We start from the raw sequence: 15,518 nt of genomic DNA, 5'->3' as shown, positions 1-15,518 counted from the left end.
CAAGCTGGCGTACTTGTTGCGCCAGCTATATTGAAATTCACTCATTCACAGTTAGCTATTTTACAAAGAGATTCCAATTCAAATTGTGCTTTAGTATTTTTTTGCTCAATAGCCTTTTTGTACCAATAAATAGCCTGCTGTTGATCCTGATCTATTCCCTGACCATCACGATACATTTGCGCTAAATTTAATTGCCCCCATTGAGAGCCCGCTTCAGCAGCTTGTTTAAAGCTATTAAATGCTTCAACAAACAAACCATCTTTAAAATAAATAATGCCTTGTTGATTGTTTTTATCGAGCTTTAAGCCTTTATATAGTGGCTTAGGTTTGGGAGGATGCATCACAAACCCACCATAAAGGATGTTGGCATAGGGGCGCAGAACGTCGTAAATAGCTTCGTCGTTGTAAAGGCGTGCTACTTCATCACGAGGGAGGGTGATTGTTTTAGTGGAAAAGTAATTGTCTTGAATTAGCTGGCTAGTACGCATTGCCAAAGTAATACTATTATTACGTTTATAGCTGTAGTTGCTTATCTGAAAGGTAATAAATTGTTCGTCAAAATTTAAAACTTGAGCAATTTTTAAATTGGTTAGGGTCCAGGGCTCGTGTGTAAATTTGTCGGCGTGTACTAAGTAGGTATCATATATTTTAGGCGTATTTAAATAGCCTTCCTTTCGAGTCTCGCTATTAAGGTGCTGTTGATAAAAAAATAAAACAATCCAAAGTAATAAAAATACACCAATAAAGTATTTAGGTAGGCTTAGTTTTTCTATTAACGGTAGTTGCGTTATTTTTACAGGTTCGCTTTTTCCGCATTGATAGCACTCGCGTTTATAACTTAATTTTAAGGCAAACATAGGTAAAATACTAAACCGTAAATAGCGGCTTTTATTTACTAAATGATAGGCGTCGCTTTGACAATGAGGGCAGCGTGTTGTTTGTGCAAAATATGGAAATGATTCACTCGTGTTGAAAAGTAACATAAAGCACGCTCCTTGTTTAATTACCTAAAGGTAAAACAAGAAGCGTGTTAGTTAAAGCCACAAACTGTAAGTAAGTATGTCTGTTATTACTTATTTTGAGCTTTAGGCTTAATTGTTGTTTTTGCATCAGCAGCCATTAGAGCAAATACAGCGTATGCAGCGGTATTTTGACGAAGCTTAGCAGGTGTTACTTTATCAAGTGTATCGTCAGCTGTATGGTGGTAATCAAAGTAATCTGTTCCATCTTGAGCAAGTTCAAAAATAGGTGCTGAGGTTGCTGCTTTAAGTGGAATTAGATCAGGGCCACCATTCGCTTGGTTTTTACCAATATGCTCAATATTTAACGGCGAAAGTTCTTTTGCAATAGCACGCACTACAGGAAGTGACTCTGCGCTTACGTTCGATTCAAAAGCATATACAACATCGGCGCCAAAATCAGACTCAGCTGCTGCAACAATATTGCTTAGCTCGTTTTTATGCTCTGCAAAATAAGCTTTTGCACCCCAAAGACCTAGCTCTTCAGCTGCAAAAAGTACCACACGAATACTGCGCTTAGGACGCTTTACATCGCTAATATGTTTAGCGGCTGCCATTGTTAGCGCAACGCCTGCACCGTCATCTAGTGCGCCAGTCCCTAAGTCCCAAGAATCTAAATGCCCGCCAATTAATACATATTGCTCAGGGTTTTCGGTACCATTAAATTGGCCAATAACGTTATAACCTGTGCCTTCACCAAGGCTTTCGGTTTGCACATTAATATTTACCGATACGTCTTTATCTAAAGCAATGAGTCGTGCAATCTGATCGGCATCTGGGTTAGCAATGGTTACATTAGGTATTTTTGTAACACCTTCTTTGTAGTAACTACCGCCAGTGTGTGCAAAACGATGATGACCGGTACTTACCGAGCGCATCATGTAGGCAACAGCGCCTTTTTTAGACGCTTCTATAGCGCCTGTGCCACGTGCTTTTACAGCAGGTCCGTAACCATTCCCATCTATATCGCGGTTCATGCGGTAATTAATATACGCAATTTTACCTTTTAGGCTGTTTGCAGGTGCTGCAATTAACTCATCAAGTGTTTCGAATAAGACTACTGGCGCTGTGATCCCATCTTTAGGCGTGCTTATACTGTTACCTAATGCAGTTAAATGTAGAGGTTGCTCGCTTGGTGTTAGTATTTTTCCGCTTTCGCTATAACGGCGCCATTCAGGAAAAGTCGCTTCTTCAAGCCATACTTTATCAAAACCAAGCTCATTAAATTTAGCTTTAGCCCATGCCACTGCTTTTTTATCATTTTCAGTACCAGGTAAGCGAGGGCCTACTTCAGTTGTTAATGACTCTAGTAATTTATAGCTTAAATCACTATTTAGTGCAGAGGTGCGCACTTCATTGACTTGTTGTAATTGCTTTTGGGTAAATTCGGCGTTGTTAGCGTTTGCAGCCATACTGCTAGTAAGCAGCAGTGCGGTAATTAGTTTTTTCATTTGGGTAAGCCTTTTTAATAATTAGCGCTATTAGAACATGTAACAAACATGATAAAAAATAGATGAGATGAATAGGCTTTGTAATAGATTTAATGCTGTTAGGTATAAACGTTTAGATATAAAAAAGCCCGCGTAAATGTACGCGGACTATATTTTAACACTGTTATTTAAGGCATTTAATTAAAAGCTAAATTGCGCTGCTAAACGAAGATTTGTACCCTCGCCAACAGTTACATTACTCGTGCCGCCACCACCTAAATAGCTTTTATCAAATAAGTTTTCGATGTTAAGGCGTAAGTTAATATCGGTATTGCTTAAGTTAAACTTATAAGTGGCGCCAACATCAACACGTGTATATGCATCTTTAGTAATTGTATTATCGCTATCTGCAAAGCGCTCGCCTTCATAAAAAGCACCAGCGTTAAAAGCAATCGCATCATTTAGCTCATAACGAGTCCACAGAGATGCTGACCATTTAGGTGCATCGGTAGGGCGTTTACCTTGCAGCTCCTCATTCGCTCTTTCATAGTTCGCATCTAAATACATCGCAGAGGCCATTACAAATAAACGATCTGTTGCAGCGCCTTGTGCTGCAACTTCAAAGCCTTTGTGGCGTTGTTCACCAACCTGATTTGTCTCGGTTGTAATTGAGCCAATAGGAGCCTCAAGGTCTTCAGTTACCAGCGTTCCGTTTTTACTTATATCGAAAACGGCACCACTAAGCAGTAAACGGTCATCAAGCAGTTGCCATTTTATACCTAGTTCTCTTTGTTCAGAGGTAACAGCATCTATTTCCATACCGAAGTTGATATCTTTATCATTAGTGATGGTTTCATTTTGTGGCTCAAAACCTTCTGTATAACTGGCATAGATAGTGGCCGATGCATTTGGATGATAAAGTACGCCAAATTTAGGTAAGAAAGATTCGTTATTTTGGCCTTCACGTGTTTGCTTATCAAAGCGAGCACCAACAGACACCTGCCATTGTTCAGAGAAAGTAATTAAGTCTTGCGCATATAGACCATAGTAGTCGTATTCAGTTTCGCTTTTAGTGAGATCTGTTTTATAGCTGATATCTGGACGGGCAGGTTCATTTTGTCCTGCTGTAAAACTAAATGAATCAGCAGATGTACGCAGTTGACCATAATAGTAGTCAAGCGAGTTAGCACCAATTAGAAATTGGTGTTGTATGCCAGCCATTTCAAATTCACCAATAAAATCGATAAATGCTGTTTTAAACTGCCAATCATCAAAGCGATCGTATGGATTCGAGGTGTATGTATTAGTTTGCGCGTCGTAAGAATTTCGACTAGGAGATGACTCAAAGCGTTGGCGCTCAAACGTTTGTTCGTTGTAACCAAGTTTTACTTGCCAGTTATCGGTTAAAAATACTTCTAGGTCTACACCTAGGTTTTCTACGGTAATATCGGTAAACGCCCAAGACATATCACGGATTGTTTTATCGTTACCAATTATATTGGCATTATCGTCTATCCATGCGCCAGTATCTAAACCTGCTTCGTCATCTGTGCGGTCGTAATGCACACGTACTAATGCGTTATCGCTAATATCGTAATCTACAACTAAAGCACCTAAAAAGCGGTCGCGTTCACGGTTTTCACCGTTTTGGTACTCACGCCAGTAGTCAACGTCTTGCTTTACTAAAATCCCGCGAGCACGTAAATCTTCAGATTCAGTTAATGCGCCTGCAGCATCTACCATAAAGCGAGTTGAACCATGCTGATCTACATCGGCACTGGCATTAAATAATGTTTGTGCGGTAGGCTTTTTAGTTACCATGTTAACCAAGCCACCCGGGCCTGACTGACCATATAAAATACTTGATGGGCCTTTAATTACTTCAACTTGCTGCAAAATTTCGATTGGTTGCTGATAGTGCGACCAATGCTGATGACCGTCGCGTAAATAACCTGTCGATGAGCTCAGCTCAAAGCCGCGTAAGTTAAATACCTCACGATTTCGTTGTTGTGAGCCTGCAGTTAAGCTTGCGTCATTTGTGAGTACTTCGCCAAGTGTAGTGGCAAGCTGTTCGCTAATAATAGTGTCGGTTATTACAGTGACAGATTGTGCAGTTTCAAGTAATGAAGCTGATGTTCTCATTGCGCCATTAGCGTTATCTACTTTGTAATCGTTAAAGTAGCTACCCTTTACTTCTATGCGTTCAAGGTCGGTAGTGTTTGCATATGTGCTTGTTGTAATGCTTGCTAATAGTGCTATGTAAATAGAATTCAGTTTCATTAATTGCTTCCAGCGCAGGTATGTAAAAAACAATCGCGATCTTAATGCAAACTACTATCATTTTCAACACCTTTCATTAACATGTTTTATAATGTGTTTGTTAATGGTTGCCAATTACGAATTCTGCTATTATAAGCTGCATATTAGTGGGGCTTTCTCCCATGTTATTTTATTGCTATGGAACTTACTGTGACTTCAACTGCTTTTTCATCTTTGGCTTTACCGGCTGGACTCGTTGATAACTTATCAACACTTGGCTATGCCCACATGACACCTGTACAAGCGCAAAGTTTGCCGCCTGTACTTGCTGGTAAAGACATCATTGCTCAGGCAAAAACCGGTTCAGGTAAAACTGCTGCGTTTAGCTTGGGTGTGTTAGCTAAATTAAACGTAAAACGCTTTCGTATTCAATCTTTAGTCTTGTGTCCGACTCGCGAACTTGCCGAGCAGGTTGCGGTAGAAATGCGTAAATTAGCGCGCGGCATTCATAACATTAAAATATTGACGTTATGTGGTGGTGTTTCAATTGGCCCGCAAATAGGTTCACTTGAACATGGCGCGCATATTATTGTTGGCACGCCAGGGCGTGTTGATGACCATATTCGTAAAGGTACTCTACGTTTAGATGATGTGGAAACATTGGTGCTTGATGAAGCTGATCAAATGCTTGATATGGGTTTTCAAGACACACTTGATGCAATTATTGAGCGTATTCCACAAAATCGTCAAACATTGTTATTTAGTGCTACTTTCCCAAGAGCTATTGAAGCAATTGCTAAGCGTGTACTTAAAAATCCAGAAATGGTTAAAGTAGAAGAAGAGCAAGCCAAAAGCACAATTAAGCAGTACTTCTACAAAATGGATAACAATAAGCAGCGCTATCCAACGCTTAAGTTATTACTTCTTAAATTTACACCACAAAGCTGTGTTGTATTTTGTAATACCAAAGTAGAAACTCAACAAGTGTGTGATGATTTAGCTGACGAAGGCTTCAGCGCTGTTGCATTGCACGGTGATTTAGAGCAACGCGATCGTGAACGTACGCTAATTCACTTTTCAAATAAAAGTGCTTCAATACTTGTTGCAACCGATGTTGCTGCACGAGGTTTAGATATTGATGACATGGATATGGTTATTAACTACCATTTAGCACATGACACGCAAACACATGTTCACCGTGTTGGCCGAACTGGGCGTGCTGGTAAAAAGGGCATTGCTTGTTCTATTTATGGTGAAGCTGAAGCGTTTAAAATTGCACAAATTGGCGATCATTACGAGCGTGATATTACTCCAGAGCAAATGCCGCCGTTTAATTTATTAGATAAACCGCCGTACCGACCTGAAATGGTTACTTTGATGATTGATTCAGGTAAAAAGCAAAAAGTACGTGCAGGCGATATTCTTGGTGCTCTAACAGGTAAGGATGGGGTTGCAGGTCGTCAAGTAGGTAAAATTAACGTACTTGATAACGTAGCATTTGTTGCTGTTGAACGTAACTCATCAAAACCAGCACTTCGCAAACTAACCGAAGGCAACATTAAAGGGCGTAAAATACGCGCTCGTCGCCTTACTCGTTAATTTAAACCGCTAAATTAACAAATTAGCGAGCAGCTACCTTTAGCTGCTCGTATTGTAATTTTATTTTTTTAAACTTAACTTCACAACCATTTGGTTTATCTGGGTGCATCTGTAATGCAAGTTGTCTCCAGCGCTTTTGAACGTTTTTAAGAGTGAAATTTTCGGGTAACTTCCATTCTAAAGCCAACGCTTTAAATTCATTGTCATTTAATACTTGTTGTGGTGATGTCGTTTTAAACTGACGCCAAAAACTATTCAAAAGCTCATCAATTTTCTCTTCATCGGTATCGTAATTACGCCAATCTAAATAATAATCTCGCAAATTTTCGTTCGTTGTTACTAAACTATTATCTTCTTTTTCTAAAAGCTCGATATGCAGAGTTGAAATGAGTAAACTTTGAGGGCGTAATTGTGCCTGCAGTTGGTACAATGCATTCATAATTAAAAAGTTACGTTTAAATAAATCACGTTCAGGGCTTTTATCGAGTGTTGTTATTGCGCTGCGGTTTGTCAGTTCTGCTGCTAAAGTATGAACTTGCCAAACCTGCCTTGTTAATATCAGCTCAAAAATCTCATCAATCAGTGGGTTAAGCATTGTTTAGGCCCTAGTAGTTAGTGTATCTTCAATAAAGATTACACTGATATAAGTAACGGTTTGAAGGATTAAAATTATGCTGGGCAAGTTTAAATGCCTCTTATTTACTATATGCTGTGTACTAATAGCTCCTAGCTATGCCCAAAATAGTGATTCGTTATTTGAGCAATTCAAAAACGAAGTGCAGTGGGAGCCTAAATTACAATTAGCAAATACGTTACTTGCTAATAAAAACGTTTCTAAAAAAGAGCGTGTCGCTGTTTATTCGGCATTAGGTAATAGTGCGTTATCGGCTGATAATTTTAAAGAATCTTTACACTATTTTAAATTATTAGAAAAAAACACTTCAGATACTTTCTTTCCTGACGAGCACTTTCGTGCAATAAAAATGCAAGGTGTAGCACTTTTTTATCAAGGCTTATTTCAAAAGGCCATAAGTGAATATACCCGCACCCTAGTATTAGCTGAAAAAAATGAACAACTACTTGAACAAGCAAATTTACTAAATAATATTGGTTTGGCTTATTTTAATATGAATAAGCTAGGCGATACCCTAGAGTTTTACTTAAAGGCAAAAGCTATTTACGAAGCGCACGGTAGTGAGCAAGATCAAACCGACATATTACTTAATATAGCTGGCGTTTATATACGCTTATCACGCTACGATAGTGCATTTAGTCTTTATCAAGATGTACTTAAAGTTTATCAGCGGTTAGATGATAAAAGCGGTATTGCGCAGGTATACAACAATATGGGTGTTGCTCATATGGAGAGTAATCAATTTGACTTAGCACTTCATTATTACCAGCTAGCGCTGCGTTATTATATTTCAGCCAATGATTACAATAAGTTATCTACGCAATATACCAACTTGGCAAATACTAATTTAGTGTTAAAAAAAGTAGATGAAGCGTACGAGCAAGCTAAATTAGGTGAGTACTATGCGCTTAAAATAGGTAACCATAATTTAGAGCTTAATGCGCTACATGCGCTTGGTAAAATTCAGTTTGTTAAAGGCAACTTAGAAGAGGCGAAAATAAGTTTAGATAGAGCTATTTCACTTGCCCACGAATATGGCAGTGAGCGAATAATTAGGGAGGGTTTAGGGACTAAAGCACTACTTGAAGCCAGTAAAGGCGATTATTCAAGCGCAATGGCCTTGCAACAAGAATATATTAGTGAGCTACGAAAACTCAGAAGTACAGCAATTATAAATGCATTAGCGGTACTTCAGCATCAATTTAAAGCAACCCAATTAAACCAAGAGATAGAAAAACTTAAACAAGATCGACGTGTGCAAGAGCTAAAAATGTCGCAGCGTTCTCAGCTTACTTTATTCTCTTTTTTACTATTACTTTTGGTTGTTGTAACTGGTATTGCGCTTTACCGCCGTGGCGCAGAAAAACGTGCTAAGCAGCAGTTAACAGAGCAAGTTACGCAGCGCACTGCCGAGTTACAGGCAATAGCACAGGAGCTAAGAGAAGCTAACGATGTTAAAAGCCAGTTTTTGGCCAATATTAGCCACGAAATCCGCACTCCACTAACGGCTATTTTAGGGCAAACAGATGCTTTAATTAATGAATTATATGAGCCTGAGTCACTTAAAGATGAACTAAGAGTAATTCAGCGTCACAGTGACCATTTAAAAAGCTTAATAAATGATGTACTCGATTTAAGTAAAATTGAAGCCAATAGATTAGAGTTAAATATTTCGTGCTTTGATATTGTAGAGCTTGTAAATGACGTACATGCAATGTTTATCACTCAAGCAAAAGCAAAAAATCTACGCCTCATTTTAGACAATCAAGTGGGTAATGAGTTTTACACTAAACTGGATTTAATACGCGTAAAACAAATTCTTATAAATTTATGTGCTAATGCTATTAAGTTTACTCACGCTGGCCAAATCATTATTGCTTTAAATAAGAGTGAACAAGGGCTAGTGATTATTGTAAAAGATACCGGTATTGGTATGAGCTCTAAACAGTTAAAGCTTATTTTTGAATGCTTTAGCCAAGCTGATAACAGTATTAGCCGTCGCTTTGGGGGGACAGGGTTAGGCCTTAGCTTATCGCAACAATTAGCCGCGATGATGGGCGGTTATATCAGTGTACAAAGCGAATACAAAAAGGGCAGTCAGTTTTCGTTCTTTTTACCGTGCGCAGAAGTAAATAAATCGCAAAGCCTGATTGAAACTCAAAGCGCTCCAAAGGTAAATAAGCAATTGGCAGGGCGTGTTGTACTTGCAGAAGATCACCCTGATAATCGAAGGTTAATAAGCCGCTATTTACGTTCAATGGGGCTCGAGGTTATTGCCGTTGAAAACGGTGAGCAAGCGGTAGAGCAGTGCTTAAAAGAGTATCCTGATTTAGTGCTACTCGATATTCAAATGCCTGTGATGGATGGGCGTTCTGCTTTTCAGCTATTAAAACAGTGTGGTTTTGAGCAGCCTATTTTTGCTTTAACTGCAAATGCTATGAGTCATGAAGTGGATGGCTATTTAGAGTTAGGGTTTAGTGGTTACTTAGGTAAGCGTAAGGTAGCTGTTGCTACTATGGTGATGTTTTTGTCTGGGATATCTTGTAGACGCTCAGCAAAAAGGGCAAGGCATTCCCAGCCTCGCTGCATTGCTTCAGTGCTTAATACGTTTCCTTTATCAAGCCCTGCGGCTAATCGGACTTTGCGTTTAACACGTCCAATTGTTTGTAGACCGCCAGCAATTGATTTGGCAATAAGCATATGAAAGCTATTTGAGCCCAAATCAATAACTGCGTACACATTTTTTTGCGGTTTAAGTTGCCCCACCGTTCAAAAACCTCTAGTTACTACTACTTATACAAACGGTCGCTTACGACCGTCCTTTTTGGTAACTATTATTTGGGCGACGTCCGCTGTTATTACTACGGTTACGTGGACCTGTTGAATAGTTGCGCTTTCTTTGAATAATAGGCTGAGTTAAATCATCTAGCAATGCTGTTTTATCATAATGTGATAAAGGAATGCTGTGCTCTATATATTCTTCAATTTCATGCAGGTTGTATGCATATTGCTCACATGCAAAACTAATTGCGTGGCCTGATGCACCAGCGCGGCCAGTACGGCCAATACGATGAACATAATCTTCACAATCGTCAGGTAAATCAAAGTTAAACACATGACTTACTTCTGGAATATGAAGACCACGCGCTGCAACATCGGTCGCAACTAAAAAGTCTAAATCACCTTTGCTGAATTGCGCTAATATAGTTTGGCGTTTTTTCTGGTTTACATCACCAGTAAGCATACCTACACGATGACCGTCTGATTTAAGCCAAGCATATACTGTTTCACAACTGTGCTTGGTATTTGCAAACACGATTGCTTTCTCTGGCCATTCTTCTTCAATTAAGGTTAACAACAGCTTAATTTTATCTTCTTGCGAAGGATGAAATAGCTCTTCTTGAATACGTTTACCCGTTTTAACGTCAGGTTCAATTTGAACATGCTCTGGGTTTGTCATGTGCTCAAAAGCTAATTCTTGTACGCGGTACGATAATGTGGCAGAAAATAATAAGTTTAAACGCTTTGATGTATCTGGCATACGATCGAACATATAGCGAATATCTTTGATAAAACCTAAATCGAACATACGATCGGCTTCGTCCAGCACGACTACCTCAATTTCATTAAGGGTGTAACAGCCTTGCTTATACAGATCAATTAGGCGACCTGTAGTACCAATTAAAATATCAACGCCTTTTTCTAGTTGTGCACGTTGTTTTTCGTAATCTTCGCCACCATATACTAAACCTAAGTTAAGATTACAGTGCGGCGCTAAAATTTTAGCATCTTTGTGTATCTGAATCGCAAGCTCCCGAGTAGGGGCCATGATCAGGGCTCTTGGATGTTTACTAGGTGCTTTGCTAGATTGTAATAACCGATGGCACGTGGCGGTTAAAAACGCCAACGTTTTGCCTGTACCCGTTTGAGCTTGGCCCGCGATATCGCGTCCATCACAAATAAAAGGTAGGCATTTTGCTTGAATAGGTGTGCAATATTCAAACCCATTCTCGGTTAAACCGGCAACCACTTCCGGTGCGATAGCAAAGTCTGAAAACTTTTTATCGGTTAAATGTGTCTTAGTCATAGCGTTTAAGCATAACGTTTAAACTTGCAATAAGAAACAAGAGTGTTTAAATACGCACTAAATATTTCGCCTAACTAAATCGGAGAGCGCAATGAGCGAGAAAATAATCCAAATTACTGACGATAGCTTTGAAGCTGACGTATTACAATCAGACAAACCAGTACTAGTAGATTTCTGGGCTGAATGGTGTGGACCTTGTAAAATGATCGCCCCTATTCTTCACGAAGTTGCTGATGAATACGACAGCCGTGTGACTGTTGCTAAATTAAATATTGACCAAAATGCTGGCACACCGCCAAAGTTTGGTATTCGTGGTATCCCTACTTTACTTCTTTTTAAAGATGGCCAAGTAGCTGCAACGAAAGTAGGTGCTCTTTCAAAAACTCAACTTATCGAGTTTTTAGAAAACAACATCTAACGGTAAGCTAGAACAATAAAAAGGGCTTTTTTGCCCTTTTTTAAATTTATTTTGTATAAAGACTGGACGCTTTGCCAGTGAACTGCTAGTTTATAAAGCCAACTAATCCTTAGTTATATTCAACAAACCTCACTCAACGATCAAAGCGATTTTGAGTATGACAACTGTAATAAAGAACCCACCAATATGCATTTACGCGAATTAAAAGACAAGTCGATTAAAGAGCTTGTAGACTTAGCTGAGTCCATGGGGCTCGAAAACGTAGCCCGCTTAAGAAAGCAAGATATCATTTTTGCCATTCTTAAATCCCATGCCAAAGGCGGAGAGAATATCTTCGGCGGCGGTGTATTAGAGATTTTACAAGATGGTTTCGGCTTCTTAAGATCATCAGAAGCCTCTTACTTAGCTGGGCCAGATGACATTTATGTTTCACCTAGCCAAATTCGCCGTTTCAGCATGCGTACTGGCGATTCAATTTCAGGCCTTATTCGTCCACCTAAAGACGGTGAACGTTACTTTGCTTTACTTAAAGTAAATGAAGTTAACTTTGATAAACCTGAAAACTCTCGAACTAAAATTCTTTTTGAAAACCTTACCCCACTACATGCAAACGAACGTTTTCGCATGGAACGTGGTAACGGCAGTAAAGAAGATATTACAGCCCGTGTACTTGATTTAGCATCTCCTATTGGCCGCGGCCAACGTGGCTTGTTAGTAGCTCCGCCAAAAGCGGGTAAAACAATGCTACTTCAAAACATTGCACAATCAATTACGCATAATCATCCTGATGTAACATTAATGGTTTTACTTATTGATGAACGTCCGGAAGAAGTAACAGAGATGCAACGCCTAGTAAAAGGTGAAGTTATTGCATCAACGTTCGATGAGCCAGCTTCTCGTCACGTACAAGTTGCCGAAATGGTTATCGAAAAAGCAAAACGTTTAGTTGAACATAAAAAAGATGTTGTTATCTTATTGGATTCAATCACTCGTTTAGCACGTGCTTATAACACCGTTATTCCTTCATCAGGTAAAGTACTTACTGGTGGTGTTGACGCTAACGCATTACATAAACCTAAGCGCTTCTTTGGTGCTGCACGTAACGTTGAGGAAGGTGGTAGCTTAACAATCATAGCTACAGCGCTTATCGACACTGGCTCTAAAATGGATGAAGTTATCTACGAAGAGTTTAAAGGTACTGGTAACATGGAACTTCACCTTAACCGTAAAATTGCGGAAAGACGTGTATTCCCTGCTATCGACTTTAATCGTTCAGGCACTCGTCGTGAAGAATTACTAACAAAACCAGATGAGCTTCAAAAGCTTTGGATTTTACGTAAAATTGTTCATGACATGTCAGAAATTGATGCGATGGAATTCTTAATCGATAAACTATCGATGAGCAAAACCAATGATGAATTTTTTGATTCGATGAGACGCCAATAAAGCGTCTTAGCTGAATAAAAAAAGCGCCTTAGGCGCTTTTTTTATGTCGGGATTAAACACAGTTTAACTTTCATTATACTTTTTAAGTACACTCTGCAACGTATCAACGAGCGCTTTAAAGTCATTCGCACTACTTTTTTGGGTCCTGCGTAAAAGTGCTCTATCTAAACTTTGAGCCGATTGCGCAATTTCATCTAAACCAAACATTTGCGCCGCTCCTAAAATGCGATGACTATCTTTTTGTAGCGCGGCTAAATCTTCACTTATAAAATGCTGAGTAATCGTTTCACTCTCCAAAGCAAAGCTTTGCTTAAAACTAATGACAAGATCGCTCATATCAACTTCATTTTGCTTTGTAATTGGCTGATCTTCTGCACTATATAGGTGGCTGGAAAGCGCTTTATAAAATGACTCTTTATCTATCGGTTTAGCAACTAACGCCGACGTATTTAAAAATCATGCCGAAAAAATTCTAGGTCATAACATTAATGTTATTAGCGGAGAATTAGAAGCGCGCACAATTTATAAAGGTGTTGCCCATACTTCATCTTGTACTGGCAAACAGCTTGTTATTGATATTGGTGGTGCAAGTACAGAAGTTGTAATTGGTAAAGCATTTGATGCCCTACATTACAAAAGCCTCAATATGGGGTGTGTTACCTATCTTGAACGCTATTTTAAAGATTGCCAACTAAGTAAGAGTAACTTTAACGCAGCAATAAAAGCGGCTCGTACAGTCATTGATGAAATTTCTCCAGAGTATAAAGCAGCTGGATGGCAAATTGCATCTGGAGCTTCTGGTACAGTACAAGCAATTCAAGAAATTATGGTCGCGCAAAATCTTGACGACTTACTTACACTTGAAAAGCTCAACACTATAAAAGATCAAGCAATTGCATTTAGCACTATTGCAGCGCTAGACCTTCCTGGATTAAGTGAAGACCGTCGACTGGTATTTGTATCAGGACTTGCAATCTTAATCGCACTATTTGAATCTCTTGAAATAGAAAAAATGGGATTGGCGGGTGGAGCACTGCGTGAAGGTGTTTTATATAGCATGGTTCCGGAGTTTCATAATAACGACATTCGCAAACGCACAGTGGATGGGTTTATGAGTCGTTATCATGTTGATCAAAAACAAGCGTGTCGAGTTTCAAGCTTGGCAATGCAGTTAGCGTTGAGTATTGATAAAGATTGGCCAATTGAAAGCTTAAATGGGTTACCACTATTAAAAGCGGTAGCGCAGCTTCATGAGATTGGATTACTGATAGAGTATAAGCAGTACCATAAACATACCGCTTATATTTTGGAAAATACCGATATGCCTGGTTTTTCACAGTCAGAGCATAAATTAATAGTAGCGGTAGCAGATGCACATCGATCTGATTTTCCAAAAGGTTGTTTTAATTCACTCGGCGTAAATAGTCTATTAGCGCAATATATAGTGAGATTACTACGAATAGCAGTCATTTTATCAATGCGCAGACAAGATGATGTACTGCCTAAGTTTGAGTTAACTGCTAAAAATGAAGTGTTAGACCTTAAGTTTGAAAGTAACTGGTTAAAAGATCATCCATTAATGGCCAGCGAGCTGCAACAAGAGTCTAAACAGCAAGGAAAACTTGGCTGGAAGCTCATAGTAAACTAATTAAAAAGGCCCATCAGGGCCTTTTTAGTGTTTAAAGTAACCATTTCGATGTAAATATGTGCGAACAGCACATTATTTCAAGTTTTCTTCAAAAAAGGGTTGATCTGTTTTTGGATCTCCCTATAATGCGACCCCACTGAGACGGGAAACAGCAACGCATAGCGAGGCACGAACAACTCAGGGTGTTAAGTAAAACTTAGAGTGAATCTTTTTAGAAAGTTTAAATTTAAGTATTGACAAAAAAATAGGAAAGCGTAATATGCGCAGCCCTAGCGAGGTAAAGTTCAACTTTATAATCGCAACGTTCTTTAACAATATAAAGCAATCATCTGTGTGGGCACTCGTACAGATTGAGTTCTAACAGCCAAACTACTTAGGTAGCGAGGCAAACAAATTAGAGTCTCAATTGAAAACTGAGTGACCAACAGAATAGTTATTTCGGTAATTATTCGGCACAGTCAATTCAATATCGAAAGATATTAAAAAATTCAGAATTCATTGAGCTGTCGAAAGACATAAAACTTTTTAATTGAAGAGTTTGATCATGGCTCAGATTGAACGCTGGCGGCAGGCCTAACACATGCAAGTCGAGCGGTAACAGAGAGTAGCTTGCTACTTTGCTGACGAGCGGCGGACGGGTGAGTAATGCTTGGGAACATGCCTTGAGGTGGGGGACAACAGTTGGAAACGACTGCTAATACCGCATAATGTCTACGGACCAAAGGGGGCTTCGGCTCTCGCCTTTAGATTGGCCCAAGTGGGATTAGCTAGTTGGTGAGGTAATGGCTCACCAAGGCGACGATCCCTAGCTGGTTTGAGAGGATGATCAGCCACACTGGGACTGAGACACGGCCCAGACTCCTACGGGAGGCAGCAGTGGGGAATATTGCACAATGGGCGCAAGCCTGATGCAGCCATGCCGCGTGTGTGAAGAAGGCCTTCGGGTTGTAAAGCACTTTCAGTCAGGAGGAAAGGTTA

At 39.5% G+C, this 15,518-nt stretch carries 9 protein-coding genes, 1 rRNA gene and 3 pseudogenes; 6 read left to right on the top strand and 7 right to left on the bottom strand.

The features are described from left to right. Positions 1 to 41: 41 nt before the first annotated feature. The 3 genes from QT16_RS05365 to QT16_RS05355 form a co-directional block, all read right to left on the bottom strand. Positions 42 to 983, bottom strand: coding sequence for a tetratricopeptide repeat protein (locus tag QT16_RS05365; protein ID WP_039486852.1), 942 nt, complete (start codon positions 981 to 983; stop codon positions 42 to 44). A gap of 86 nt (positions 984 to 1,069) precedes the next feature. Continuing rightward, positions 1,070 to 2,470: a M20/M25/M40 family metallo-hydrolase gene (locus QT16_RS05360; RefSeq protein WP_039486850.1), complete on the bottom strand. Its 1,401-nt coding sequence runs from the start codon at positions 2,468 to 2,470 to the stop codon at positions 1,070 to 1,072. A gap of 180 nt (positions 2,471 to 2,650) precedes the next feature. Further along, complete coding sequence (locus QT16_RS05355; protein ID WP_039486848.1) at positions 2,651 to 4,729, bottom strand: TonB-dependent siderophore receptor; 2,079 nt, start codon at positions 4,727 to 4,729, stop codon at positions 2,651 to 2,653. A 189-nt stretch (positions 4,730 to 4,918) separates the two neighbouring features. Between QT16_RS05355 and dbpA the strand changes: the two genes are divergently transcribed. Beyond that, positions 4,919 to 6,307, top strand: coding sequence for an ATP-dependent RNA helicase DbpA (gene dbpA, locus QT16_RS05350; protein WP_002960948.1), 1,389 nt, complete (start codon positions 4,919 to 4,921; stop codon positions 6,305 to 6,307). 22 nt (positions 6,308 to 6,329) lie between these two features. Here the strand turns inward: dbpA and QT16_RS05345 are convergent, their stop codons facing one another. Then, on the bottom strand, positions 6,330 to 6,902 hold the full coding sequence (locus tag QT16_RS05345) for a DNA-J related domain-containing protein (protein WP_039486846.1): 573 nt from the start codon (positions 6,900 to 6,902) through the stop codon (positions 6,330 to 6,332). 76 nt (positions 6,903 to 6,978) lie between these two features. Here QT16_RS05345 and QT16_RS05340 point away from each other — a divergent pair. Continuing rightward, positions 6,979 to 9,435, top strand: a pseudogene (locus QT16_RS05340) (tetratricopeptide repeat-containing hybrid sensor histidine kinase/response regulator); the annotation flags it as partial. Here the strand turns inward: QT16_RS05340 and QT16_RS20545 are convergent. Together QT16_RS20545 and rhlB are read right to left on the bottom strand one after the other, a co-directional pair. Next, positions 9,432 to 9,707 (bottom strand): annotated as a pseudogene (locus tag QT16_RS20545) (Ppx/GppA phosphatase family protein); the annotation flags it as partial. The pseudogenes QT16_RS05340 and QT16_RS20545 overlap by 4 nt on opposite strands. A 43-nt stretch (positions 9,708 to 9,750) precedes the next feature. After that, positions 9,751 to 11,028: an ATP-dependent RNA helicase RhlB gene (rhlB, locus tag QT16_RS05335; protein WP_002960940.1), complete on the bottom strand. Its 1,278-nt coding sequence runs from the start codon at positions 11,026 to 11,028 to the stop codon at positions 9,751 to 9,753. 91 nt (positions 11,029 to 11,119) lie between these two features. Here rhlB and trxA point away from each other — a divergent pair, with 91 nt between their 5' ends. Continuing rightward, complete coding sequence (gene trxA / locus QT16_RS05330; protein ID WP_002960942.1) at positions 11,120 to 11,446, top strand: thioredoxin TrxA; 327 nt, start codon at positions 11,120 to 11,122, stop codon at positions 11,444 to 11,446. 186 nt (positions 11,447 to 11,632) lie between these two features. After that, a complete protein-coding gene (gene rho, locus QT16_RS05325; RefSeq protein WP_002960945.1) occupies positions 11,633 to 12,892 on the top strand; it encodes a transcription termination factor Rho in 1,260 nt (419 codons plus the stop codon). 63 nt (positions 12,893 to 12,955) lie between these two features. Here the strand turns inward: rho and QT16_RS05320 are convergent, their stop codons facing one another. Next, complete coding sequence (locus tag QT16_RS05320) at positions 12,956 to 13,228, bottom strand: Hpt domain-containing protein (protein ID WP_039486842.1); 273 nt, start codon at positions 13,226 to 13,228, stop codon at positions 12,956 to 12,958. 82 nt (positions 13,229 to 13,310) lie between these two features. Here QT16_RS05320 and QT16_RS05315 point away from each other — a divergent pair. Next, positions 13,311 to 14,540 (top strand): annotated as a pseudogene (locus tag QT16_RS05315) (Ppx/GppA phosphatase family protein); the annotation flags it as partial. A 526-nt stretch (positions 14,541 to 15,066) separates the two neighbouring features. Further along, a 16S ribosomal RNA gene (locus tag QT16_RS05310) occupies positions 15,067 to 15,518 on the top strand; the annotation flags it as partial.

The organism is Pseudoalteromonas distincta (assembly GCF_000814675.1).
Lineage (GTDB): Bacteria > Pseudomonadota > Gammaproteobacteria > Enterobacterales > Alteromonadaceae > Pseudoalteromonas > Pseudoalteromonas distincta.
This window is presented reverse-complemented; position numbering and strand designations above follow the sequence as displayed.

Bases quoted from the DNA above. Each gene is read 5' to 3' on its own strand.
- QT16_RS05365 (WP_039486852.1), bottom strand. From the start codon at position 983: ATGTTACTTTTCAACACGAGTGAATCATTTCCATATTTTGCACAAACA.
- QT16_RS05360 (WP_039486850.1), bottom strand. From the start codon at position 2,470: ATGAAAAAACTAATTACCGCACTGCTGCTTACTAGCAGTATGGCTGCA.
- QT16_RS05355 (WP_039486848.1), bottom strand. From the start codon at position 4,729: ATGAAACTGAATTCTATTTACATAGCACTATTAGCAAGCATTACAACA.
- QT16_RS05345 (WP_039486846.1), bottom strand. From the start codon at position 6,902: ATGCTTAACCCACTGATTGATGAGATTTTTGAGCTGATATTAACAAGG.
- rhlB (WP_002960940.1), bottom strand. From the start codon at position 11,028: ATGACTAAGACACATTTAACCGATAAAAAGTTTTCAGACTTTGCTATC.
- trxA (WP_002960942.1), top strand. From the start codon at position 11,120: ATGAGCGAGAAAATAATCCAAATTACTGACGATAGCTTTGAAGCTGAC.
- rho (WP_002960945.1), top strand. From the start codon at position 11,633: ATGCATTTACGCGAATTAAAAGACAAGTCGATTAAAGAGCTTGTAGAC.
- QT16_RS05320 (WP_039486842.1), bottom strand. From the start codon at position 13,228: ATGAGCGATCTTGTCATTAGTTTTAAGCAAAGCTTTGCTTTGGAGAGT.